This is a genomic window from Dactylosporangium sp. NPDC000244 (assembly GCF_040300725.1).
Classification (GTDB): Bacteria; Actinomycetota; Actinomycetes; order Mycobacteriales; family Micromonosporaceae; genus Dactylosporangium.
This window is the reverse complement of record NZ_JBEPEH010000009.1, coordinates 220,070-244,272: the sequence shown is the minus strand read 5'-3', so window position 1 is coordinate 244,272 and position 24,203 is coordinate 220,070. Positions and strand designations below refer to the sequence as shown.

15 protein-coding genes and 1 pseudogene are annotated in these 24,203 nt (G+C 71.6%); 9 read left to right on the top strand and 7 right to left on the bottom strand.

What is annotated here, in order from left to right; translation table 11 throughout:
- Window positions 1–429 precede the first annotated feature (429 nt).
- Entirely contained in the window at window positions 430–4,422 is a 3,993-nt protein-coding gene (gene eccCa, locus ABT369_RS15295) for a type VII secretion protein EccCa (protein ID WP_350612363.1), read from the bottom strand.
- A gap of 126 nt (window positions 4,423–4,548) precedes the next feature.
- Here eccCa and eccD point away from each other — a divergent pair, with 126 nt between their 5' ends.
- On the top strand, window positions 4,549–5,886 hold the full coding sequence (eccD, locus tag ABT369_RS15290) for a type VII secretion integral membrane protein EccD (protein ID WP_502891758.1): 1,338 nt from the start codon (window positions 4,549–4,551) through the stop codon (window positions 5,884–5,886).
- A gap of 55 nt (window positions 5,887–5,941) precedes the next feature.
- Here the strand turns inward: eccD and ABT369_RS15285 are convergent, their stop codons facing one another.
- Window positions 5,942–6,481, bottom strand: a complete 540-nt coding sequence (locus ABT369_RS15285; protein ID WP_350612361.1) for an inorganic diphosphatase — start codon at window positions 6,479–6,481, stop codon at window positions 5,942–5,944.
- Between the two features lie 81 nt (window positions 6,482–6,562).
- Here ABT369_RS15285 and dacB point away from each other — a divergent pair, with 81 nt between their 5' ends.
- The 7 genes and pseudogenes from dacB to folE all read left to right on the top strand — a co-directional run bounded on the left by dacB (window position 6,563) and on the right by folE (window position 16,888).
- Entirely contained in the window at window positions 6,563–7,966 is a 1,404-nt protein-coding gene (gene dacB, locus ABT369_RS15280) for a D-alanyl-D-alanine carboxypeptidase/D-alanyl-D-alanine endopeptidase (protein WP_350612360.1), read from the top strand.
- An 88-nt stretch (window positions 7,967–8,054) separates the two neighbouring features.
- Window positions 8,055–9,095: pseudogene (locus ABT369_RS15275) on the top strand (zinc-dependent metalloprotease); the annotation flags it as partial.
- A 1,240-nt stretch (window positions 9,096–10,335) separates the two neighbouring features.
- On the top strand, window positions 10,336–11,361 hold the full coding sequence (tilS, locus tag ABT369_RS15270; RefSeq protein ID WP_502891762.1) for a tRNA lysidine(34) synthetase TilS: 1,026 nt from the start codon (window positions 10,336–10,338) through the stop codon (window positions 11,359–11,361).
- A 402-nt stretch (window positions 11,362–11,763) separates the two neighbouring features.
- Complete coding sequence (locus tag ABT369_RS15265) at window positions 11,764–13,320, top strand: gamma-glutamyltransferase family protein (RefSeq protein ID WP_350612358.1); 1,557 nt, start codon at window positions 11,764–11,766, stop codon at window positions 13,318–13,320.
- A gap of 80 nt (window positions 13,321–13,400) precedes the next feature.
- Complete coding sequence (gene hpt, locus ABT369_RS15260) at window positions 13,401–13,976, top strand: hypoxanthine phosphoribosyltransferase (protein ID WP_350612357.1); 576 nt, start codon at window positions 13,401–13,403, stop codon at window positions 13,974–13,976.
- Between the two features lie 189 nt (window positions 13,977–14,165).
- Complete coding sequence (ftsH, locus tag ABT369_RS15255) at window positions 14,166–16,199, top strand: ATP-dependent zinc metalloprotease FtsH (RefSeq protein WP_502891757.1); 2,034 nt, start codon at window positions 14,166–14,168, stop codon at window positions 16,197–16,199.
- 62 nt (window positions 16,200–16,261) lie between these two features.
- Window positions 16,262–16,888, top strand: a complete 627-nt coding sequence (folE, locus tag ABT369_RS15250; RefSeq protein WP_350612464.1) for a GTP cyclohydrolase I FolE — start codon at window positions 16,262–16,264, stop codon at window positions 16,886–16,888.
- A 124-nt stretch (window positions 16,889–17,012) separates the two neighbouring features.
- Here folE and ABT369_RS15245 read toward each other — a convergent pair whose 3' ends face one another.
- Window positions 17,013–19,019, bottom strand: a complete 2,007-nt coding sequence (locus tag ABT369_RS15245) for a hypothetical protein (RefSeq protein WP_350612354.1) — start codon at window positions 19,017–19,019, stop codon at window positions 17,013–17,015.
- 166 nt (window positions 19,020–19,185) lie between these two features.
- On the opposite strand from ABT369_RS15245, the gene ABT369_RS15240 reads away from it, so the two are divergent.
- Entirely contained in the window at window positions 19,186–19,848 is a 663-nt protein-coding gene (locus ABT369_RS15240) for a hypothetical protein (protein WP_350612353.1), read from the top strand.
- Between the two features lies 1 nt (window position 19,849).
- Here the strand turns inward: ABT369_RS15240 and ABT369_RS15235 are convergent, their stop codons facing one another.
- The 4 genes from ABT369_RS15235 to ABT369_RS15220 form a co-directional block, all read right to left on the bottom strand.
- A complete protein-coding gene (locus ABT369_RS15235; protein WP_502891756.1) occupies window positions 19,850–20,452 on the bottom strand; it encodes a hypothetical protein in 603 nt (200 codons plus the stop codon).
- Complete coding sequence (locus ABT369_RS15230; protein WP_350612352.1) at window positions 20,449–21,600, bottom strand: M23 family metallopeptidase; 1,152 nt, start codon at window positions 21,598–21,600, stop codon at window positions 20,449–20,451. The genes ABT369_RS15235 and ABT369_RS15230 overlap by 4 nt, the downstream gene beginning before the upstream one ends.
- Before the next feature lie 73 nt (window positions 21,601–21,673).
- Window positions 21,674–22,216 carry a hypothetical protein gene (locus ABT369_RS15225; RefSeq protein WP_350612351.1) on the bottom strand — a complete coding sequence of 181 codons (543 nt, stop codon included), beginning with the start codon at window positions 22,214–22,216 and terminating at the stop codon, window positions 21,674–21,676.
- Between the two features lie 8 nt (window positions 22,217–22,224).
- On the bottom strand, window positions 22,225–24,201 hold the full coding sequence (locus ABT369_RS15220) for a DMT family transporter (RefSeq protein ID WP_350612350.1): 1,977 nt from the start codon (window positions 24,199–24,201) through the stop codon (window positions 22,225–22,227).
- Window positions 24,202–24,203 lie beyond the last annotated feature (2 nt).

Genomic DNA, 24,203 nt, shown 5'->3' with positions numbered 1-24,203 from the left:
CGTGCGGCCCGGCAGGTGCGGCGGCGCGCGGCGGGGGTGCGGTTCGAGGCGTTTGCGTGCGGCCCGGCAGGTGCGGCGGCGCGCGGCGGGCGGTTCGGGCCGTCGGTGCGCGGCCTGGCTGATGCGGCCCGGCTCGGCATAGTCGAGCCCTGCTGCTGCTCAGCTCCACCTAGTCCAACCCCGATGGATGCTCCGGGCGTGACCCGCCCGGCGCGCACCACGGCTCGCCACGACCTCGGCGAGCGCGACCAGCTGGGCGCCGCGGTGCCCAGCATCAATCGGCCCAGTCAGGCGTGGACCAGCCCGAGCCTGCGCGCGCCTGGCATGGCCTGGCTCGGCTGGCGCGGCCAGCCTGACGCGGCCGACCTGGCCCTGCGCGGCCCAGCCGGGCGCGGCCCGATCCAGTCGGCCCGGGCCGCGGCGGAGGGCTCAGGCGACGGGGCAGTCGGCGATCTGAATAAGCGTGCCACTCTCCTTCCGCGTGACCAGCCGAGCGCGCCCCGGCGGCAGAACGCTGAACCGCACATTGTTCAAGGCAAGACTCTCGTCGCGGTCGCCCGACATGAGCACGACCGGCGAAGCGAGCTCGCGCAGTCGCTGCAGCACCGGCTCGAAGAGCGCGCGCCCCACGCCACCGCTGTGCCGGGCGACGATCAGGTGCAGCCCGATGTCGCGGGCCTGCGCGAGGTAGGGCAGCAGCGGCGTGAGCGGGTTCCCGGCGGCCGTCGGCACCAGGTCGTAGTCGTCGACGAGCACGAAGCACTGCGGCCCGGTCCACCAGCTGCGGTTGCGCAGCTGGTCCTCGGTCACGTCCGGGCCGGGCAGTCGCCGCTGCATGTAGTCCGCGACCGAGGCGATGAGGTCGACGGTCTGCTGCGTCCCCGTGCCGTAGCCGATCAGGTGCTCCGTCCGCACCGCCCCGAGCAGGCTGCGCCGATGGTCGATCAGCACGATCCGCGCCTCCTCCGGCGTGAACCGGGCGCTGATCGAGGTCGCCAGGCCGCGCAGCAGCGTCGACTTGCCGCACTCGGCGTCGCCGAAGGCCAGCAGGTGCGGCTCGACCGCGAAGTCGATGCGCACCGGGCGCAGGTCGGACTCGGCGATGCCGATCGGCAGCGCGAGCGGGTTCTCCGGGTCGGCGTCGCCGGCGATCTCGGACCAGGGCACCGACGCGGGCAGCATCCGCACCGGCCGGGCGGGCGCGCCGGGCCAGGCCGAGGCGATCGTCCGCACCAGCTCGCCGGGCTCGGCCCCGTTCAGCCGCGGCTGCACCACGAGCAGGTGCAGCCCTTCCTGCGTCATCCCGCGCCCCGGCGTCTCGAGCGGCACGGCCGCAGCCGCCCGGCGCTGGCCGAGCGAGTCGCCGGGGTCGCCGAGCCGCAGCTCGATCCGCGCTCCGAGCAGGTCGCGGAGGCCGGACTGGAAATCCATCCAGCGCGAGGCGGAGACGACCACGTGGATGCCGTAGGACAGCCCGCGCGTGGCGATGTCGACCACCACCGCCACGAGATCCTCGTAGTCCTTGCGCACGCTGGGCCAGCCGTCGACGACCAGGAACACGTCGCCCCAGCCGTCGTCGGGGCTCCCGGGCCCGCCGGCCGCGCGCCGCCGCCGGTAGGTGGGCATCCCGTCGATCCCGGCCGCGGCGAAGCGCTGCTCGCGCGCCGCGAGCAGGGCGGCGACCTCGCCGATCGTGCGCCGGACCGCGTTGGCGTCCAGGCGCCCCGCGACCCCGCCGACGTGGGGCAGCTCCCGCAGCCCGGCGAGCTGGCCGCCGCCGAAGTCCAGGCAGTACACCTGGATCTCCTCCGGCGTGTGGGTGAGCGCCAGGGCCGTGACCAGCGTGCGCAGCGCCACCGACTTGCCGCTGTGCGGCCCGCCGACCACCGCGACGTGCCCTTGGGCGCCGTCGAGCCGGAACCACAGCACGTCCCGGCGCTGCTCGAGCGGGTTGTCGATGAGCGCGACCGGCACCTGCAGCGACCCCTGCAGCTGGGGGCTGGTGACGGTCAGCCCGCGGCCGGGGTCGACCGTCAGCGGCCCGAGCACGTCGTCCAGCGGTGCCGAGGGGGCCAGCGGCGGCAGCCAAACCTGATGCGCGGGCACGCCCCGCCCGGCGAGCTGGTCGACGATGATGTCGAGCAGGCTCTCGCCCTCCGGCGCCACGGACGGCTCCAGCTCGGGCCTGGGCGCGGTCGGCGCGGGCACGTACCGCGTCCCGTATGCCATCACCCGCGGCCGCCCATCGCCGCCGGAGCTCGCCGCGGCCCGCCCCGCCCGCCGCCACACCCCGCCGACGTAGGCGCCCTTGAACCGGGTCAGCGGCTCGGTGCCGGACTTGAGGATGCCGTGCCCGCCGGGCTTCTTCGGCAACTCGTACGCGTCCGGCACCCCCAGCACCGTCCGCGACTCGAGCGAGTTGAAGGTGCGCAGGCCGATGCGATACGACAGGTGCGTGTCCAGCCCGCGCAGCCGGCCCTCCTCCAGCCGCTGCGAGGCGAGCAGCAGGTGGATGCCCAGCGACCGGCCCACCCGCCCGATCTGCACGAACAGGTCGATGAAGTCCGGCTTGGCCTCCAGCAGCTCGCTGAACTCGTCGACGACGACCAGCAGGCTCGGCAGCGGGGCCAGCGGCGTACCCCCGGCCCGCGCTCGCTCGTAGTCGCGGACCGAGTCGTAGTCGCCCGCCCGGCGCAGCACTTCCTGGCGGCGGACCACCTCGCCGGTGATCGCGTCGGTCATGCGGTCGACCAGCAGCAGCTCCGAGCGCAGGTTGGAGATGAACGCCGCGACGTGCGGGAGGCGGTCCATCCGGGCGAATGTCGCGCCGCCCTTGTAGTCGATGAGCACGAAGTTGAGCGTCTCGGACGAGTGCGTCGCGGCGAGGCCGAGCACCAGCGTGCGCAGCAGCTCCGACTTGCCGGAGCCGGTCGCCCCGATGAGCAGCCCGTGCGGGCCCATGCCGTCCTCGGCCGACTCCTTGAGGTCCAGGTCGACCGGCTGGCCCTGCTGCCCGACGCCGATCGCGATGCGCAGCCGGTCGCGGTGCGGCCGCGGCGCCCACGACTTCGCGGGGTCCAGCGTCTCCGGGTCGCCGATCTCCAGCAGCGCCGGGAAGTCCAGCTCGGCGCCGGCCTCCCGCCCCTCGCCCGGCGGTCCGTCGAGGCCGGTCGTGACCGCCAGCCGCAGCGGCGCGAGCCGGCGGGCGACGGCCTCGGCCTCGGCGACGTCGAGCGCGTCGACGACCCCGATCGCCGGCGGCGGCTCGGCGACGTCGTGGTCGGCGGTGATCGTGGCGAGCCGGCCGCCGACGGTCTCCAGGACGATCGCGGACCGGTCGAGCAGCCGCGGCGGCTCCCGGTCGAGGTCCACGATGGTCACCCCGTCGATGCCGCCGTCGGTGCCCAGGTGCGCGCTGCCGGACAGGTCGCCGCCGTCGAGCACCACCACGATGTAGGGCGCGGCCGGCGGCCCCTCCCGCTCGGCGTCGAACCGGCCGCGGCTGCGCAGGAGGTCGTCGAGGCGCTCCTCGAGCTCCCCGGCGGTCTCGGCGAAGAGGCGGACCGGGCCGAGCGCGTCGGCCCGGGTCGGGTGCAGGGCGTGGGGCAGCCACTTCGTCCACTCCCACCACGCGCGCCGGTCGGGCCCCGCGCAGACCGCGACGAGCAGGTCGTCGGGGGCGTGGAACACCGTGAGGTGGGCGAGGACGGCCCGGGCCAGCGCCCGCGCCGGGTCGTGCTCGCCGGTCGGACCGGAGGCGGCCCGCCCGGCGCGCAGGTGGACGCGGGCGAAACTGCGCAGGGAGACGGCCACCGGGAGGCCGGGGACCACCGAGTAGGCGTCGAGGAACCGCCGCAGCGCGGCCGCGGTCATCGGCTCCAGGTCCTGCAACGGGCGGGTCGTCGGCGGGATGAGCGGGGTGGCGAGGGTCTGCGGGCCGGTGGCGACCCGCACGATGCCGAAGTCACCGTCGGTCGCCCGCCGCTCCCACAGGCGATAGCCGTCGACCGACGACCAGAGCGCGTGCGGGTCCGGGTGCCGGTAGTGCAGGCCGGTGCGCTGCCGGGCCGCGGTCTCGCGGACGCGCCGGCGCAACTGGGCGAGGTGGCGCAGGTATTCGCGGCGCGCCACGACCATCTCGGCCTTCTTCGGCGAGCCGGCGCCGGTGGACGTCAACAGCATGCCGAGCGTCGAGAAGCCGAAGATGGCGCCGATGACATAGGAATATGTCCCGCCCTCGCGCCCGGCGAAGAGCAGGGCCGTCGCGACGGTGCCGGTGAGCATCGGCACCACCTGCACCAGCTGCTGCCAGCGCGACGCGGGGGCCGGCGGGAGCTCCGGCGGGGCGGCCACGACGATCTCCCCGCTCGGGATCTCCGGAGCGGGCCGGCGCGGGGAACGCTTCACGACGACCGTGGTCACGCCGGAAACCCTAAGTGAGGGGTACGACACTTTTCCGCCCCGGACCATTGATCGTGACGACTTCTTCACGCTGTGGAATCGGCGGGCGCTCGGGGGCGACGCGTCCCGACGGATCGTGGTAGTTCTATGCCCATGTCGACTGCCGCGGCCGGTCTGGCCCGCATCACGATCAACGCGCCCGGGCGGCGCGTCGATGTTGCGGTGCCTGATGCGGTACCGCTGGCTGAATTGCTTCCCGAGCTGCTGCAGCATGCGGGCGACGGGCTCGCCGACGACGGTGAACGGCACGGCGGCTGGCTGCTGCGGCGGGCCGACGGCACCACGCTGTCGGCCGCCGCCGGGCTGGCGGGGCAGGGGGTGCGCGACGGCACCGTCCTGCACCTGGTCCCGGCCCGCACCGGCTGGCCGGAGCTGGAATACGACGACGTGGTCGAGGCCATCGCCGCGGGCGCGCGGCGGCAGGGCCTGCCATGGGGGCCGGCCGCGACCCGGGCGGCCGCGATCGGGGCCGCCGGGGCCGGGCTGCTCGTCGCGCTGATCGCCGTCGTCCGGGCCGACCTGCCCCTGGTCGCCGCGGCCGTCGCCGCCGGGCTGCTGCTGGCCGGCGTCACGGCGTCGCGGGCCTACGGCGACGCGCTGGTCGGAGCGAACCTGGCCGCCTTCGCGCTGCCGTTCGCGGCCGCCGGCGGCTGGCTGGCGGCGCCCGCGGCCGCCGCGCCGGCGGCCCGCGCGCTGCTCGGGGCCGTGGCGCTCCTGCTCGCCGCGCTCGTCGGCGCCGTCGGCGTCGCGCACCTGATGCGCCTGTTCGCGGCCGGCGCGACCGTGGGCGTGCTCGGCTCGCTGACCGGGCTGCTCGCCACCGCGACCCGTCCGGCCGCCGCGGCTGCGGTGCTGCTCGCCGTGCTGGTGGCGGGCGTGGCCGGGCTGCCGCTGCTGGCCATCCGGCTCGGCCGCCTGCCGATGCCGGTCGTGGCCACGCCGGCCGGCCTCTCCCCGGGCGGGCGCGGGCCGGCCGCCGACCGGGGCCGGATCTTCGCCGCCGTCGCGCGTACCGACGAGCTGCTCACGGGCATGCTGCTCGGGCTCGCCGCGGCCGCCGTGGGCGGGTCGGTCGTGCTCGCCCGGTCCGGGGACATCTCCGGCACCGTGCTCGTCGCGGTCGCCGCGACCGCGCTGCTGCTGCGGGCCCGCACCTTCCTGACCATCCGGCAACGGCTGCCGCTCATCGTGGCCGGGGTGGCGGGTTTCGCCCTGCTCGCGCTGTTCGCCGGATTCGAGGCCCGGATCGTCGCTGCCGTGGCGCCGCTGGTGGCGCTCGGCGTCGCCGTGGCGGGAGCGCGGGCCGCGTCGCATCCGGCCTCGCCCTACCTCGGGCGAGCGGCGGATCTGCTCGACACCCTGTGCGTGGTCGCGATGGTGCCGCTCGCCTGCGCGGTTTTCGGGTTGTACGGCTTGTTCCTATGAAACGCGAAGGCGCCCGGTGTCGGACGACCGGGCGCCTTCGCGGTGACCCGCCGGTCTAGTCGACCGGGCGGGCGATCGGGGCCACGCCGGGGTCGTGGTACGTGCCCGCGGCGATGGCCTCGGCATAACGGCGCCGGGACTCGGCGATCTCCGCCTCCGCCTCGACGCGACCGACCCAGGTCGCGCCCTCGACGCTCTTGCCGGGCTCGAGGTCCTTGTAGACCTCGAAGAAGTGCTGGATCTCCAGGCGGTCGAACTCGCCGAGGTGGTGGATGTCCCGCAGGTGCTCCAGCCGCGGGTCGTCGGCCGGGACGCACAGGACCTTGTCGTCGCCGCCCTTCTCGTCCGTCATGCGGAACATCCCGATCGCCCGGGAACGGATCAGGCAGCCCGGGAAGGTCGGGGACTGCACGAGCACGAGCGCGTCGAGCGGGTCCTCGTCCTGGCCGAGCGTGCCCTCGATGTAGCCGTAGTCGGCCGGGTACTGCGTCGAGGTGAACAGAGTCCGGTCCAGCCGGATCCGGCCAGTGGCGTGGTCGACCTCGTACTTGTTGCGCTGACCCTTGGGGATTTCGACCGTGACGTCGAAGTCCATCTGACGACTCCTCACCCTCGCACCGCTGCGCCGACCATTAGTCTCGCGTACGGCACGGTGGGGCATCGCGGGGAGGGTCGGATGGCGAGGGAAACACCACAACGACGCGCCGGGGCCGGCCTGATCGCCGCCGTCGTCGCGCTGGTCCTGGCGCTCGGCGCGGCCCTGGCCTCGGTCTTCGCCGGAACGCAGATCGTCAATGGGCTCGGCCTCGCGGGCGGGCAGAAGACGCACTGGACGGACGGGACGGCCCCGGCCGCGCCGCCGGCGGTGCTCGCCGCGGCGGACGCCCAGGCCCCGATGCCGACCCAGGGCGGGGTCACCTCGGCGCTGCAGTCGCTGCTGACCGTGCCCCAGCTCGGGCCACACATCACCGCGTCGGTCGTGGACGTCTCGACCGGGCAGACCATCTACTCCTCGGAGCCGGACGCGGCGATGACCCCGGCCTCGACCACCAAGCTCGTGACCGCGGCGGCGGTGCTGGCGGCGCGGGGGCCCGCGTACCGCATCGAGACCAAGGCGGTCGCGGGCACGCAGCCGGGCGAGGTCGTGCTCGTCGCGGGCGGCGACCCGACGCTCGCGGTCTTCCCGACGTCGTACTACCCCGGCGCCGCCCGCATCGACGATCTCGCCAAGCAGGTGAAAGAGGCGCTCGGCGGCCAGGCCCCCACCAAGGTGACCTACGACGTCAGCCTCTACACCGGCTCCGGCATCGGGCCGGGCTGGGACGCCGACGCGACGACCGGCGGCTCCGGTGCCGTGATGACGCCGATCATGACCGAGGGCGGACGGCAGAAGCAGCAGAAGTACGCCCAGCGGTACCCGAAGCCCGATCTTCAGGCGGCTCAGGCATTCGCGAGCGCATTGGGCGTACCGACGAATGCCGTCGCGGCCGGAAACGCACCGCAGGGCGCGAAGGAACTCGGCAAGGTCGAGTCCGCACCCATGTCGCGCATGGTCGAGTTCATGCTGCAGGAGAGCGACAACGTGCTCGCCGACGCGCTCGCGCGCCAGGTGGCGCTGGCCAAGAACCAGCCGGCCTCCTTCGAGGGCGGGGCGGCGGCCACGAAGAGCGTCCTGGAGGAGCTCGGCCTGCCGGTCACCGGCTACGGACTGGTCGACGGCAGCGGCTTCTCGCGCAACGACCGGCTCTCCCCGGCCCTGCTCACGGCCGTTCTGGCGATGGCCGCCCGGCCCGACCGCGCCGACCTGCACTCGATCTTCAGTGGTCTGCCGGTCGCGGCGTACTCCGGGACGCTCACCACCCGCTACCTCAAGCCGGACCAGGGCGGGTCGGCCGCCGGGCTCGTGCGCGCCAAAACCGGCACCCTGACCGGTGTCAACTCGCTGGCCGGCGTCGTCGTGGACGCCGACGGGCGCACGCTCGCGTTCGCGTTCATGGCCGACCAGACCACCAACGCGGATCAGGCCGTGATCGCCCTTGACAGAGTTGCCGCAGCTCTCGCCGCCTGTGGGTGTCACTGAGCACCGCCGCGGTGACGCTGCGTCGATCAGGGTGTACTCAGGGTTTCCACCCGCCACAGCCGTGGCCCAGCGCGGGTACGGTTGGTTCATGGCGCAGTTCGTCGATTGGGATCTGGCCGCAGCAACCGCCGCGGCGCTGGGCAAGAGTGGCCCCGCGGTGTCATACGAGGAGGCCGCGGACGCCGTCACCGACCTACGCGGCCTGGCCGATGAGGCCTCCGGGCACGTCACCGAGTTCACCGGCCTGAAGGCCATGATCCAGGGCCCGCCGGTGCGCGTCGTCGACCGCCGCGACTGGGCCGCCACCAACATCGCGGGGCTGCGCGAGGTCATTCAGCCGCTGGCGGAGCGGCTCGCGGGCGGCAAACCGCCGGGCGCCATCGTCGGGGCCATCGGCTCCCGCTTCACCGGGGTGCAGGCCGGCACGGTGCTGGCCTACCTCTCCGGCAAGGTCCTGGGCCAATACGAGGTCTTCTCCGCCGACCCCGGCCAGCTGCTGCTCGTCGCCCCGAACATCGTCGAGGCCGAGCGCAGGCTGGGCGCCAACTCGCGCGACTTCCGCCTCTGGGTGTGCCTGCACGAGGTCACCCACCGCGTGCAGTTCACGGGTGTGCCGTGGATGCGGGGGTACTTCCTGGGTGAGGTCGGCGCCTTCGTTGACGCGTCCCAGCTCAACCAGGACCAGCTCGCCGAGCGCCTGCGCCGGGGCGTGACCGCCCTCGCCGACGTGGTCCGCGACCCCGACAGCCGCGTCTCGGTGCTCGATCTCGTGCAGACGCCGGGCCAGAAGGCGGTGCTCGACCGCCTGACCGCACTTATGACGGTGCTGGAGGGCCACGCGGAGTTCGTGATGGATGGCGTGGGTCCGGATGTCGTACCGACGGTTGACGACATCCGCGCCAAGTTCAACCGCCGCCGCGAGGCCGGCAACCCCCTCGACCGCGTCCTGCGCAAGCTTCTCGGCGTGGACGTGAAGATGCGGCAGTATGCGGAAGGCCGCAAGTTCGTGCACGCCGTCGTCGAGCGCGTCGGCATGGAAAGCTTCAACCGCATCTGGCAGTCGCCGCTGACCATCCCGCGCCTCAACGAGCTCTCCGACCCCGACGCCTGGATCGTGCGGGTCCTCGGGTCGAGCGCCCTGAGCCGCTCGACCGCCGCGACCCCGCCGTCCTCGATCGCCGCTCACGGCTCGGTCGCCGCGGCGTCCTCGGCCGCGGCTTCGGGCTCGGACTCGGCCGTGGAGGAGCCGCCGGCCCCGGTGCCGACGGTGCCCGAGCCGCTGGACGAGTCCCCGGCGGAGGCGGGCGTCGCCGAGCCGACCGAGGTGGCGGGGCTGACGCCGGAGGAGTCCACGACCGTGGTCGCTCCGGTAGTCGTACCGCCGGCACCCGAAACGGCATCGGACGCCTGGTCGGCCGCGGCCGGCACATCCTCCGCCTCGACCGGCACTGAACCGACCTCAGCGGCCCCGACCGACACTAGCGCCGCGCGGGCTTCCGTGACCGCGACCGACGTTGACGACGCGCCGGCCGAGATCGAGCCGGGCAGTGTCGGTGGCGAGCCCGGACCGGCGGCGGTCTCCGAGCCGGTTGCGACCGACTCGGCACCGGAGCCGATCGGCGCCTTCGAGCCGGGCGAGGCGATGCGCGTCGCCGAGTCCTCGGATCCCGAGGTCGCCGAACACCTGACCGACCCGGCCACGCCCGCCCCTGACTCGGACAATGACAAGGCGGAGGGCTCGGCCAAGCCCGCCACCGGCATCTGATCGAGTGGCGGCGCTGTCGCCGGCGGTCGCCGCCGTACGCAACGCGGTCCGGCGCGCCCTCACCGGCGCTCCGGACCCGGACACCGGCGACGAATCGGTTCTAAGCTCCCGCCTCACTGGGCGGCTTCCTGACCTGGACACCGGCGGCGAATCAGCTCCGGGCTCCCGGCTCACTGCGCGGCTCCCTGACGGCGAATCGGCTCACGGCTCCCGGCTCACGGGGCGGCTTCCTGACCTGGACACTGGCGGCGAATCAGCTCCGGGCTCTCGGCCCGCGGCGTCCGCGGATATGCCGCGGCTCCTGGACCCGACCACGGCGATGGCGGCCCAGGACGACACGCTGCCGGCCGGGAGCCCGGCTATCGCTGGTCGGGCGCCCGGCGCCGGACCCGATGACGGCGCGCCGCCGCTTCGGCTCGCCCCCGGCGACTATTCGGCCCCGGTGCCGCCCCGGGGCGAGTTCCCACGCGCGGTGCACGAGGGCGACGCGTACTCGGCTGCGAATGCCTCTGACGCGCCTCCGATCGCCGCCGAAGCCGGTGAAGATCCGTCGGTGGGGCCCGATGCCGGCGGGGCGCCCCTGCGCAGCGCTTCCCGGGGCGGAATGCTGCCGCCGGACGTGGCCTTCGGCGGCGCGGTCTTGTCCGGCGCGTCTGTGAGTGGAGCGGCCGCGGGCGGAGCGGTCAGCGCGGTCGGAAGCGTCGGTGGTACGCCTGGTGCTGGGGCTTCCGCGGGGGACACTGTGCTCGTGGCCTGCTCGGGCGGGGCGGACTCGATGGCGTTGGCGGTGGGGGCGTTGTTCGTGGCGCGGCGGATGGGGGTTCGCTGCGGGCTCGTGACCGTCGACCACGGGCTGCAGGACGGGTCCGCGGAGCGGGCCGGGGATCTGGCCGACTGGGCGGTCGATCGCGGGTTTGCGCCCGTGCAGGTGCGGACCGTTCGCGTCGGGAGTGCCGGGGGGCCGGAAGCGGCGGCTCGCGAGGCGCGGTACTCGGCGCTCGAGGCATCCGCGATCGAGCTCGGGGCCTCCATGGTGTTGCTCGGGCACACGCGGGATGACCAGGCGGAGACCGTGCTACTGGCGCTGGCTCGGGGGTCCGGGCCCCGCGGGCTGGCGGGCATGCCGCTGCGGCGGGTGCGCAACGGGGTGCTCTTCGTGCGGCCGCTGCTCGACGTCAGCCGGGCCGAAACCCGGGCGGCCTGTGCGGCCGAGGGGCTCGTGGTGTGGGAGGACCCGCACAACGCCGACGCGGCCTACGCCCGGTCGCGGGTTCGGCCGTTGGTGGCCGCGCTCGGCGACGGCGTCGTCGGCAACCTGGCCCGGACCGCGCGGCTGGTCGGGGCGGACTCCGCGTACCTCGACGGGCTCGCCGCCGAGGCGCTGAACGGCGCGCTCGATGACGCGGGCGGGCTGGCGGTGGCGGCGCTGCAGCTCATGCCGGGTCCGATCCGTAGCCGGGTGCTGCACGCGTGGGCGCTGCGCCTCGGGGTGCCGGGCACGGATCTGTCGCATCGGCACGTGGACGCCCTCGACGCGTTGATCGTGCGCTGGCGCGGCCAGGGTGCCGTCGCGCTGCCCGGTGGTCTGTTCGTGGCCCGGGCCGCGGGAAGGCTGCACGGGAGCCGCTGAGGCGTCCCAGTCCATCGGCGGCGCGCTGCGCACATACGCCGGGGGCGTGATTGCGCAAAGCACTGAGGCCGGGCGCTGTGCACATATGCGCCGGGGCTCGCTGCACGCATACGCCGCGGCGCGATTCCGCAAAGCACGGAGGCCGAGGCGCGCTGTGCGCATATGCGCCAGGGCGCGCTGTGTGCACACGCCGCGGCGCGATTCCGCAAAGCGTTGAGGCTGGGGCGTGGTGCGTACATGCGCCAGGGCGCGATTGCGTGATTCCGCGAAGCGCTGAGGCGGGATCGGGGCTGTTCTCGGTGCCGGTCCGGTGGTCTGCTGAGTGGACTTTGGTGGCCGGATGGGGAGGGTGGGCACATGGGGTACGAAATCCGGCGCTCTTCGGTTTTTGCTCCTCGCGGCGTGGTCGCGACCAGTCAGGGCCTTGCCGCCGGTGCGGGGCTCGCCGTGCTGCGGCGCGGGGGGAACGCGATCGACGCCGCCATCGCCACCGCCGTCGCGCTCACCGTGGTGCAGCCGGGGTCGAACGACATCGGCGGGGACCTGTTCGCGCTGGTCTGGGACGGGGAGCGGCTGCATGGGCTGAACGCGTCCGGGCGGTCGCCGGCGCTGCTCACGCGGGACCTCGCGCTCGCGGGGGCCGCGAGCGCCTCCGACGGGCTCGGCGGGCACCAGGGGGACGCCGAGCTCGCGATGCCGACGCGCGGATGGCTGCCCGTCACGGTGCCGGGCGCGCCGGGCGGGTGGCGGGACCTGCACGCGCGGTTCGGGTCGCTGCCGTTCGCGGAGCTGTTCGCCGACGCGATCGCGTACGCCGAGAACGGTTACCCGGTGTCGCCGCGCGTTGCCGAAGGGTGGCGGGTCGATGCCGAGCAGGTGTATCCCACGCTCGTGGGGGCGGAGTTCGCGGAGTGGGGGCGGGTGTTCACGCTCGGTGGGCGGGCGCCGCGCGCGGGGGAGCGGTGGCGCAATCCGGACGCGGCGAACACGCTGCGGCGGATCGCCAGTACCAACAGTGAGGACTTCTATCGCGGGGACATCGCGAACGCGATCGTCACGCACGCCGAGCGGACCGGCGGGCTGCTGCGGGCCGGCGACCTGGCCGGGCACGAGTCGGTCTGGGTGGACCCGATCTCCGTGTCGTATCGCGGGCACGAGGTCTGGGAGATCCCGCCCAACGGGCAGGGGATCGCGGCCCTCGTCGCGCTGGGCGTTCTCGACGGCTACGCGGAGTCGTCGCTGCACGAGCACATCGAGGCGATGAAGCTCGGGTTCGCCGACGCGCACGCGTTCGTCGCCGATCCCGGGGCCGGTGGGCCCGTTCGGGAGCTGCTGGAGGCCGGCTACCTGGCCGGACGGCGGGGGCTGATCGGGTCGCGGGCCGGGCGGTACGGCGCCGGCGAGCCGCGGCGGGGCGGGACCGTATATCTGTGCACGGCCGACTCGGCGGGGCGGATGGTCGGCCTGATCCAGTCGAACTACCTGGGGTTCGGCTCCTACGTGGTGCCGCCCGGGACCGGGTTCGGGCTGCAGGACCGCGGCGTCGGGTTCGTGCTGGCCGAGGGTCACCCGAACGCGGTCGGCCCGGGGCGGCGGCCGTACCACACGATCATTCCGGCTTTCCTGACCCGCGGTGGCGAGCCGGTCGGGCCGTTCGGCGTGATGGGTGGACACATGCAGCCGCAGGGGCACGTCCAGGTGGTCCTTTCCACCGTGGACGGGCGGCTCGATCCGCAGGCGGCTCTGGACCGGCCGCGGTGGTACTGGCATCGGGGCCTCGACGTGCTGGTCGAGCCGGGGCTGGCCGGCGAGGTGGACGGATTGCGACGGCGGGGTCACAACGTGTTCGTCGCGGACGATCCGGACACGTTCGGGATGGGGCAGGCGATCTGGCGAACCCCGGCCGGTTACACAGCGGGGTCGGAGCCTCGCGCGGACGGGCAGGCGATGGGGTACTGACGGGAAACCCGCAGCGAGACAGGTCTCTCATTGGGCGACCCCGCCTCGATCCGGCGCCGCCGATAGTGCAGGCTTGTCGCATGGCCGACGGCACCACCTGGCACTCGTCCGACATCGACCACGTCATCGTGAGTGAGGAGCAGATCCGCGAGAAGACCGCGGAGCTCGCCAAGCAGGTGGCGGCCGATCACGCCAATGCGGAATCGATCCTGCTCGTGGGCGTGCTGAAGGGCGCCGTCATGTTCATGGCGGACTTCGCGCGGGCGCTCGGACGGGTCGGCCCGCCGGTGGAGCTCGAGTTCATGGCGGTTTCGTCGTACGGGCAGGGCACGACGTCCTCGGGAGTCGTCCGGATTCTCAAGGACCTCGACCGGGACATCGCCGGGCGGCACGTGATCGTCGTCGAGGACATCGTCGACTCCGGGCTGACGCTGTCATGGCTGCTCAAATACCTGGAGAGCCGCTCGGCGGCCCGGGTGGACGTCGTCGCGCTGCTGCGCAAGCCCGACGCGCTGAAGGTCAGCATCCCGGTGCGGTATGTCGGATTCGACATCCCGAGCGAGTTCGTGGTCGGATACGGTCTCGACTATGCCGAGCGCTACCGTGACCTGCCGTTCGTCGGGGTCCTGAAGCCGTCGGTCTACGGGCGCGGCTGACCTGGCTTTTCGGCGGACGTTTCCTGAGAGTCTGCTGAGAGCACCTCGTCCCCGCCCGACGCCGATCCGCGACTGTGGGTGCCACGGTGTACCGTCAAATGGTCGCAAGCGTCAACTGAGCCCATAACCTAGGCGGCGCTTTCGGCACCGCGTCGGAAAGTGGGTCCGGCGCGGTTGACGGCCTTACGGATGGAGGGGCCGGGCGCCGCGGCGTCCGACGACAACATGGAACGTACCCGTTTGTTCCGCCGGCCGGTGGTCTGGATCCTTCTGGTGATCATCGGTGCCATCGTGCTCAGTTCCTTCTTCACTTCCGGCCCGAGCTACACCAAGGCGGACACGTCCGTCGTGCTCGACCAGCTTCGCAGCGGCAACGCGAAGAAGGCTGTGATCCAGGACAAGGAGCAGACGCTCAACCTCGATCTCAGGAACAAGATCAAGGTCAAGGGCACGGATACCAACAAGATCCAGGGTCAGTTCTCCTCGCAGAGCGCCGACGATCTCCAGAACGAGCTCAGCACGCTCAAGTCGGAGAAGAAGCTCGACGAGTACAACGTCAACGTCACCCAGGACAACATCTTCATCAGCCTGCTGATCAACCTGTTGCCGATCGCGGTGCTGGTGGTTCTGCTGCTGCTGTTCATGTCGCAGATGCAGGGCGGCGGCTCCCGGGTGCTCAACTTCGGCAAGTCCAAGGCGAAACTGATCTCCAAGGACACCCCGAAGACGACGTTCGCCGACGTGGCCGGCTCGGACGAGGCGGTGGAGGAACTCCACGAGATCAAGGACTTCCTGCAGGCGCCCGCGAAGTACCAGGCGCTCGGCGCGAAGATCCCGAAGGGCGTGCTGCTCTACGGGCCGCCCGGAACCGGTAAGACGCTGCTCGCGCGGGCTGTCGCCGGCGAGGCGGGCGTGCCGTTCTACTCGATCTCCGGCTCGGACTTCGTCGAGATGTTCGTCGGTGTCGGTGCCTCCCGCGTCCGCGACCTGTTCGAGCAGGCCAAGGCCAACGCGCCCGCCATCGTCTTCGTCGACGAGATCGACGCCGTCGGCCGCCACCGCGGCGCCGGCATGGGCGGCGGTCACGACGAGCGCGAGCAGACGCTCAACCAGCTGCTGGTCGAGATGGACGGCTTCGACACCAAGGGCGGCGTCATCCTGATCGCCGCGACCAACCGGCCCGACATCCTCGACCCGGCGCTGCTGCGCCCGGGCCGTTTCGACCGGCAGATCGCGGTCGACCGCCCCGACATGGAGGGCCGCAAGGCGATCCTGCGGGTGCACGCGAAGGGCAAGCCGTTCACGCCCGACGTCGACCTCGACTCGGTCGCCCGCCGCACGCCCGGCTTCACCGGTGCCGACCTGGCCAACGTGATCAACGAGTCGGCGCTGCTGGCGGCCCGTAACGACAAGCGGGCGATCACCAACGACTACCTCGAAGAGGCCATCGACCGGGTCATCGCCGGCCCCGAGCGGCGCACCCGCGTGATGAGCGAGCACGAGAAGAAGGTCACGGCGTACCACGAGGGTGGTCACGCGCTCGTCGCCTGGGCGCTGCCCCACTCAGCGCCGGTGCACAAGGTGACCATCCTGTCCCGCGGCCGCTCGCTGGGCCACACGCTGGTCCTGCCCACCGAGGACAAGTACACGCAGACGCGCTCCGAGATGATCGACACGCTGGCGTACGCGCTGGGCGGTCGCGCCGCCGAGGAGCTCGTCTTCCACGAGCCGACCACCGGCGCCGGCAACGACATCGAGAAGGCGACCGCGCTCGCCCGGTCGATGATCACGGAGTACGGCATGAGCGCCAAGCTGGGCGCCGTCAAGTACGGCACCGGCGACGGCGAGCCGTTCCTGGGCCGCACGATGGGCCACGAGCGGGACTACTCCGAGAAGGTCGCGTCGGAGATCGACGCCGAGATGCGCTCCCTCATCGAGATCGCGCACGACGAGGCCTGGGAGATCCTGGTCGAGTACCGCGATGTCCTCGACAACATCGTCGAGGAGCTCATGGAGAAGGAGACCATCTCCCAGGCCGACATGACCCGCATCTGCGCGCGCGTGGTCAAGCGGCCCCCGATGGCGCCCTACAACGGCAACGGCCGTCGCCGGCGCGCGGTCGAGGCCGGCGCGAACGGCTCCGAGGTCGCCCAGCCCACCGGCTTCGGCGCGGACGACCACGTTCGCATCGGCGGGGGCGAGACCCCGGACGGCACGCACTGAGCGAGCACAGCGGCACCGAGCCCGACACCGACAATGGTGTCGGGCTCGTTGCCGACCGGGAGCTGGATCACGTCGCCGCGCGGCTCGTCAGCGGCCGGCTGGGCGGGGTCGAGGTCGAGCGCAACGTCGATCTGAAGCGCATCGAGGATGCGGTACGAGAGATCCTGATCGCGGTCGGCGAGGACCCCGATCGCGACGGGCTGCGCAAGACGCCGGCGCGGGTCGCCCGGGCCTACGCCGAGCTGTTCGCGGGGCTGCGCGTCGACCCGGCCCAGGTGCTGAACACGACCTTCGAGGCCGACCACGAGGAGCTCGTGCTCGTGCGGGACATCGAGGTGCAGTCGATGTGCGAGCACCACCTGCTGCCGTTCCACGGCGTCGCGCACATCGGCTACATCCCCGGCGCCGACGGGCGCATCACCGGGCTGTCGAAGCTGGCGCGGCTCGTCGAGGTGTTCGCGCGGCGGCCGCAGGTGCAGGAGCGGCTGACCTCGCAGATCGCGGACCTGCTCATGGCGCAGCTCGAGCCGCGGGGCGTCATCGTGGTCATCGAGTGCGAGCACATGTGCATGTCGATGCGGGGCATCCAGAAGGGCGGCTCGCGCACGATCACGTCGGCGGTCCGGGGGCTGCTTCGCGACGACGCCAAGTCGCGGTCCGAGGCGATGTCGCTGATCCTGCACGGCTGATTTCTGCATTTGTACCCCCTGTGCCCACGCCGGGCCCAGGGGGTTCATGCATGCGGGTGTCTTCGCTTCTGTGCTCGCGGGCCGCTTGGGCGTCCTCGCTTTTCGCGCTCGCGCTCGCGGCCGTTCAGAAGAAGAGGATCACGCCGCCGAAGACGAGGATCGGTATCAGGGCGATCAGGCTGATGACCAGGCCCAGCACCGGGGTCCTGGACGTCGTCCGGCGGGTCATCGCGCCGATGGTCAGCCAGCCGAGGCCGAAGGAGAGCGCCGGAAGTACCAGCGCACAGGGAAGGGCCAGGAGACCGACTCCGGTCAGTTCCTCGCTCGCCAGGAGCGCCGGGATCTGCACGATGGCGGCCAGGAGCGCGAACAGGAAGTAGACGCCGGCGTTGACCCACACGCGGCGGTTGGACGCCGCCTGGCGACCCGGCGCCGTCAACTCCGCCTCAGAGCGCTTCAGGCCGCCCGCAGCCATCCGCAGTGCCGTCGATACCCTCCCCGGCACCGACCCCGGCACCGGTGGGCTCAGCGGGCTTACGACGCCCGTTCCCACGACGCCGCCCGGGCCGGAAACGGGTACGCCGCTGACGCGGTTCGGCACGCCGCTGACGGGGACGCGCGGGATCGACCCGGTGTTGTGCGGGCTCGGGGGGATCGGGGGGGCACTGCGCGGTACGACCACTGGATAGCCGCCCGTGGTGGACCCCCCGGCCCTCGTAACAGCCGGCGTTCCCGGCATGGCGGACGTCGGCACGCCCGACACCGGGGGCGCGCCCGACACCGGCGGCCACGGAGGTGCGCTGACGGGGGACGTGAGGATGCGCTGCCCCTGCGGCCAGGCGCCGCTGCCGCCGGTGAGCGCGGCCGGGGGCGGAGGCGGGGCCATCGGCGCGCCGCGGCGCGGGTCGACCGGCTGCGGGCCCGCGGTCAGCGCGTTGTGCGCGGCTTGGATCTCCGGCCACGCCGGGCGCAGCTCCAGGGGGCGCCCGCCCGCCTCGCCGGCCACCTCGGACAGGTAGGCCTCGTGGTGCGCGAGCTTGGCCCGGATGTTCTGGAGGTCCTGCTGGGCGGCCTTGAGCGCGGCCTTGTGCTCGGCCACGATCGCGATCACCTCGCGCCGCACGGCGTCGAGGCGCTGGCCGGCCGCCACGTATTCGAGCCAGGCCGTCCGGCTCGGCTCGCCCACCGGCACCGGCGGCGCCGTCCACGGCCCGCTGAGCTGCGCGCAGACGCGGCGGACGAGCTCGACGGGCGGGTCGGGGTCGAGGTAGACGGGGGCGTTGAGCCGGCTCGGGCCCGTGCCGGTGCCGGAGAACGTGGCGCCGGGCGGGTCGCCGACCCACGCGTGCGGGTTACGAATGGCGATCTGGGTCGCGTGCGGCAGCGGCGCCTGGGTCGTCTCCTGCGTCAGCGGCGGCGGCGGCCAGCCGGCGGCGATCAGGTGCAGCCGCCCGGCCGGCCCGGCGTGCGCGAGCTGCGCGATGCGCGCGAGGTCGCGGCCCTCGGTGAGCTCGGGCAGCGACGCGATGACGATCAGCAGCGTGGGGGCCGGCCCGTCGGTGCGCGCGGCGAGCCAGCGCTCGCCTTCGTCGAGAACGCTGCGCAGCCCTTCGGCGTCGCTCGCGGGCCGCGGCATGATCGAGTCGATCCCGGTGAACCAGTCGAAGGTCCCGCCGTCGACCACGGCGTCGATGGCACGAATCCGCACCGAGCCGGGCGGCGAGGACGCGAGCAGCCGCAGCACGAGACTGCGCAGCAGCCCGCCCACGCGCGCGTCCCGCGCATCGGCGTCGATCGCGATGTGGCCGGCCCGAAGCAGCGGCACAATCACTGGGAATCGCGCGTCATCCAGCGGATGCGCCTGCCCGACCCGCACGAACGTGGGCGGGAGCGGCCCGCCGAGCGGCGTGCTGGGCGCCAGGGCGTCCAGCTGCGCACCGAGCCACCCGGGCGCGAGCAAGGCACTGTTCGAGCGCAGACTCGCGGCCAGGTCGTGCTGCTCGGCGTACTGCTCCGCGGGGGCGGCGTTGGGGGAGTACTTTTCGAGGATCGGCCCGGCGGCGGCGATCAGCGCAGCGGTGTGCCGATGCTGCGCAGCCGCTCGCTCGATCCGTGCCCGCAGGCGTGCCACCGTGCCCCTTCCGATCCAAGCAGATGACGGGAACGGTAACGCAGAAGGGCATTCTCGTCAGCAGGCGCCATGGGGCTTACGCGTTGTCGCAGGTAGCCGCGTCGCCTTCGGATCACCACGGCGCGGGAGGGTGCTCCTGGGGCGTTCGGCGGCTAGCCTCTGGGGCGTGGACCCATCGATTCCCAACGAGCCGGGCGTGGACCGGGGGCGGTCGATTCCGCGCTCGCGATCGGGCGAGAACGAGGTCCTTGAGGGGGAGGTCATCGGCAAGGGGGTGCCGATCGGCCAGCCCCGCACTGGGCCCCCTCCACCGCCTGACGCCCCGGCGCGAAAGCCCCGCAAACCAGGCCAGATCCGCCGCACAGTTCTATGGACCCTGCTGGCGATCGTCGTCTTCGGTCTCCTGGCTGGTGGCGTGACCGCATGGGTGTTCTACAACAAGGCGGCGGAGCCGGATCGCGGCAACCCGACCGCCACGTTGCGGCAGTATCTCGACGCTCGCTTCAACACCCGAGATGCGGCTCGGGCGAGCGTGTTCACGTGTAGCTCATCGAAGCTCTCGGAGATGGATGCGGCGATCTCTGACGTCGAAAGACGAGAGCAGAAGGATCAGATTCGGATCCGGATGTTCACTACAGAGATGACCGTGACCGCATCGACGGCAGCGTCTGCCACGGTTCGCACAATCATCACCTACCAGATTCCGGAGGAAGGGGGCCGAAGCTCCGGGGAGGTCTACACCTGGGATTTCGGCATGACCGTAGAAAACGGCTGGCGGGTCTGTTCGGCAGCACAGCTCCGTCCCTCATCACAGCCGCCTGCCAGCTGAGTTACTCGACCCAGAGCAGGTGTACCGGCACTTCCATGGTCTTCGGAGCCTGGCCACTCCACGCCCACCGATACCAGTCCACCTCCCGGCAGACCCGCACGCAGATATCCCCCTCAACCCCGTTGTACGCCTCAGTGACCGCCCGCAAGTCCCGCTGATCCCGCCCAGTCTTGTCATCAGGCCCAGGCACCCGAACCACCCGTAACCCGGTGACCCGAGGCACCTCTCGAACCCGCCGCGGAAACCGGGCCGGCGGCGCGTCGAGCGAAACCAGTACGAGGTCCGAGGGCGGGGTGACGGCGCTGGAAACGCGTTCGACCCAGACCCGCTCGAGCGGCACGAGCGGCGCGAACACTTCGGTCTGTTCGGCCTCGGCGCGGTACCACTCCTGCTCCGGCAAAGCCGGCACAAAAGTCCGCGAGGCCTGCACGATGGCGTCGTCGATGCGCAGGTCCCCGCGCCAGCCCAGCCCTGGCAGCCCGACGACCGCGCGCAGGCCGCGAAGGCTGCGAAGCGACGACGCAGGCACGAGCTCGATCCCGGCCGGCGTACGTTCACCACTCCCCGCCAGCAGATCCCAGTCGGGAAAGTCCTCCGAGCTCACGACTTGACCCCCAGCGGCGCGCCCATGCGCTGCATGAATGGCACGGGATCGATGGCGCCATTGTTGCTCGGATCGCTGTTCATGTGCACCTCGAAGTGCAGGTGCGGCCCGGACGAGTGCCCGGTCGTGCCCGAGAAGCCGATCTCCTGACCGGGAGCGACGTGCTGGCCGATGGTGACACTGGGTTGCTTGATCATGTGGCAGTACCGCGTGAGATAGCCATTCGCATGCTGGATCTCGACGTACCAGCCGCACCCGAGCACGGACGGCGACCCGTCGCGCCAGCAGCCCCACTCGGTCCCGTTGGCGAGGTGGGCCTGGCAGCGCACCTTCACCACGAGCCCGGCGGCCGCGGCCCGGATCACGGTGTTGCGCGGCACGATGAGGTCCACGCCCTGGTGGGTCGGGCGCGAGGCGGTCCGGAACCCGGAGCCGACCTCGCCGTTCACCGGCGCCGTCCAGCCCGACGCCGCGATCTGATCCCCGCTGACGCACATGAGCTGGTTGGAGTTGCCGACCGCGCGCGCCGCCCCGCCGGTGAGCGAGTTGACGACGGTGCTCGCGAGCGCCTCGTGTTTCGCGTACGCGTTCGGGTACGCGCTGCGCTGCACCTTCTGCGCCGCGCGCGTCAGACTCATCTGCTCCCAGCCGGGCACCTGCACGAGCTTCTCGTAGAACTTCCGCGCGGCGTACTGCGGGTCCATGATCTGCTCCGGCGTACCCCACCCGGTGCTCGGCCGCTGCTGGAACAGCCCGAGCGAGTCATGGTCGTTGCGCGCCCCAAGATTCGGCAGGTTGTGCAGGCTCGACTCCTGCATCGCCGTGGCGACCGCGATCACCCACCCGCGGGGCGGCACCTTCAGATCCTGCCCGACCCGGACGATGATCGCCGCGTTGCGTACCTGTTCGTCGGAGAGCTCATGATGCTCCGGCAACGATTTCGCGGCCGCGTCGACGAGTTGCCCATTGCCGCACCCGGCCGCGTCATAGTCCTGCGTGTTCCGCGCCGCATCCATGAAGAACGCGACCGCCCCGCCCCCGCAGCACAGCAGCACGAGCCCGACACAAAGAGCACCGATGAGCGCCGGACGAAGCCGTCTTTTCTGCGTCGGTACCGTGAAATCGTCGTCATCACCGAGAACGCTCACGACGCCTCCAAGCCCCGCGACGTGCCCCGACCCAAATCGTCATTCGTGCGCGACTCGAACGCCGGCCCGCTGGTCATGCGGTCTCCCAGTCGAGCGACGTGACGAGCCACCGCCCACCGGAAGCCTGCAGTTCCAGCACGATCGTCCCGCCCTGAGCCGGAATCCGCGCAACGGTCGCCGCACCGACATTCTGCAGCTGTACGTCCCCGGTAATCGCGTCGGTGGGCACATCCGCCGGATCGGTGTCGGCGAGATCGGTCATCAATTCGGCCGAGGCGTCGGTCTTCAACCCGGCCCGCCACTGCTCCCCGCTGACTCCAGGCTTCCGGAGCCACGCTTTGGCAAACCGAGTAGCAACGGCAGAGACGTCAGCCGCGCCTTTACTGAGCGACGGCGCGGGATTGGCGCTCTCGTCAACCCCGTCATCCCCGAGCGAGGCATACGGATCCGCCGAGGTGGGAACGGCCGCGACGGTAGGCCCGAGCGCATCATTGGCGGAATGCCCGTCACCGCGATCGAGCACGGTCCGCCCGAGCCCCACGACAATGAGCACCACGACAACAAGCACCAGCGCGATGCCATACCGCGTACCGAGCAGCCGAAGGACCGTACGCATTCTCTCGCCTACCCGGGCAGACTGGCCGACTCAGGCCGCCGAGCAGGCGCCCGCTCGGACCCACTCCGCTCCGACCCAGGCCGATAAATCGAGTACGACGGCGCACTCTCGGCCGGCACATCGGGCTCATCCCAAGACGGCTCCCGCCGCCGAGTCTGCCGCCCAGCCCCACCACTACCGCCGCGACTGCGCCCCGACCCCCCGGTCTCGGGCCGGTCAACGGGCGCAACTTCCCCACCGCCAACAGACACGGTGTCCTCACTACGAGACTCCGGCCGCTGCTGCATCTCCACACTCTCCCCGCGCCGCTGGGCCCCCGGCTCCCGAGTCCCCCCAGCGTCGACAACCTTGAGCGCAGCCGCCTGCCGCACATCCCGCATGAACAGCCGATGCCAACTCCCAGCGGAGGTAATCGCCCGCGTGGAGTCCTTCCCCCCGAGCTGCGTGATCCGCCGGTACGGCCGCAGCAGAAGCCACCCAACAACCCCGGTAAGCCAGATGAGCAAAACCTGCAACCAAGGCGCCAAAGAAGCAGTGCTCAGGATAAGCGAGACGGCGAACAGGTAGATCGCCGATCCGGTCCCGAAGATGACGACGTTGAACATTGCGGCGATGACGGCGTTACCGAGCCGGCGCAGCCCGGCGTTGGCGGGACGGAGCAACCCGATAGTACCGAGGATTGGCGATGCAATGACCGCCCACCGGAAGAGCAGGAATCCAAGAATTACAAGAACGGATGCCGTAATGTCGAACAGGGCGAAGAACAAGGCCGATAGAATGGCCAGGAACCCGGCGCCGACGCGATCCATGCCCCGGCTGCCCTGCAAATGCTCGTACGCCTCAGGATCCTCGGTGCGGATCTGCTCCGCAATCCGCATCCATCGCTGCTGCTTTTCCTCGGTTATGGTCTTCCGCATCGTCGAGGTGATCGGCGGGCCTGGCTTTTGGTCGCGAATTCTGGCCGCTTCGTCATCGGCGGCACGCTTCTCATCGGCTCGGATGTTCTGAATATCGACCCAGGTGAACGACTTTGCGTCGTATAATGCTGGGCCGTACTTGTTGGCCGTCTGGCTGTCGGCGGATCCAAGTGTGCCGCGCAGCCAGTTGCGATAAAGTAGGCCGTCAACAACAGTGTCGCTCGCTCGGACCGCAGGTGGTCGATTGTCCTGGCAGGCGTTTGGATCATTGTTGTGGCACTTCTCGGGCGGAATCGACTCATCAGGCGGCCCGACGGCCCGGTGAATCATGTCGAGACTCGTGATTAGAGTCTTGTCGGCCAAATGCGCCGAGAAGGTCGGCCAGTGGGCGATGGCGGTGATCAGAATCATCACAAATACCGCCCAGCCCGCGGTTGTGACTGCGTTGGAAAGGTCCGACTGACGCGACCGCCACAACAGGTAGAGTCCGACGACTGCCACGGTTACCGCGCCGAAGGCAGTGAACACTTTCGAGTAGACAGCCTTGGTTGCGGTCTCAACCAATGGGTCGGCCCAGCCCCACATGTAGGATGGATCCCAAGCGCGTTCGCGAAGTGCATTCGAGGCGCCGACTACGCCTGTAGCGAATAGGAATTCGCCGTTCGCAACGGTGTTTTCGAATTCGGCACTCGGATTGGTTACGACCGAGGCGCACTTGAGGTCATACGTGCTGAAGTCGTAGCCGGCGTAGCCGTATTCGCTATAGCGGAACAGCAATCGGGAACCGCGGCTCGGGTCCGGCTGTTGTGCAAACCAGCCGGCCACGCCCGAATCTGGGGCGCTCGGAACTGGAGCGTCAAGGCAGCTCAGTTTGCCTTGAATATCAACCTGGAGGCGGTTGGCGCAGTTGTCAAAGTTTCCCGGGAAGCGCCATTCCTCGACGGTGCACAGTGGGTCGCCGGGGGCGTAAGCAGTGGGTGAGGCTGATGCCGGAGCCATAGGCCCCGCGAACAATGTCGCCAAAGCCGCGACGAGGACCACGGCCACGTACACGGGCAGGCGTCTCACCG

Excerpts from the sequence above, each read along its gene's own strand:
- eccD (WP_502891758.1), top strand. The coding sequence starts at position 4,549 with ATGCCCATGTCGACTGCCGCGGCCGGTCTGGCCCGCATCACGATCAAC.
- tilS (WP_502891762.1), top strand. The coding sequence starts at position 10,336 with ATGCTGCCGCCGGACGTGGCCTTCGGCGGCGCGGTCTTGTCCGGCGCG.
- ABT369_RS15225 (WP_350612351.1), bottom strand. The coding sequence starts at position 22,216 with ATGCGTACGGTCCTTCGGCTGCTCGGTACGCGGTATGGCATCGCGCTG.
- ABT369_RS15285 (WP_350612361.1), bottom strand. The coding sequence starts at position 6,481 with ATGGACTTCGACGTCACGGTCGAAATCCCCAAGGGTCAGCGCAACAAG.
- dacB (WP_350612360.1), top strand. The coding sequence starts at position 6,563 with ATGGCGAGGGAAACACCACAACGACGCGCCGGGGCCGGCCTGATCGCC.
- hpt (WP_350612357.1), top strand. The coding sequence starts at position 13,401 with ATGGCCGACGGCACCACCTGGCACTCGTCCGACATCGACCACGTCATC.
- ftsH (WP_502891757.1), top strand. The coding sequence starts at position 14,166 with ATGGAGGGGCCGGGCGCCGCGGCGTCCGACGACAACATGGAACGTACC.